1 protein-coding gene is annotated in these 250 nt (G+C 66.0%); it reads left to right on the forward strand.

Going from position 1 to position 250, the window contains the following annotated elements:
• Positions 1 to 250, forward strand: a 250-nt coding sequence (locus A372_RS32730) for a condensation domain-containing protein (RefSeq protein ID WP_036702730.1), incomplete at both ends; no start/stop codon positions are given.

The following is a 250-nucleotide window of genomic DNA, read 5'->3' on the forward strand; positions in this document are numbered from 1 at the left end:
GCGCGGCGGATGGCAGCACGGCGTATAAAGCGTTGGCCCCGGCAGACGAGCGGGCGCATTACCCGCTGTCCTCGGCCCAAAAACGGCTGTACGTCTTGCAGCAGCTGGAGGGGGCTGAGCTGAGCTACAACATGCCGGTGGCGCTGCATCTCGAAGGAGCGCTGGATCGGGTACGGCTGGAAGCGGCGCTGCAAGCGCTCATCGCCCGCCATGAATCGCTGCGCACTTCGTTTGCCGTCGTGGACGGCGA

It is taken from the genome of Paenibacillus sp. OSY-SE (genome assembly GCF_000283315.1).
GTDB classification, from domain to species: domain Bacteria; phylum Bacillota; class Bacilli; order Paenibacillales; family Paenibacillaceae; genus Paenibacillus_B; species Paenibacillus_B profundus.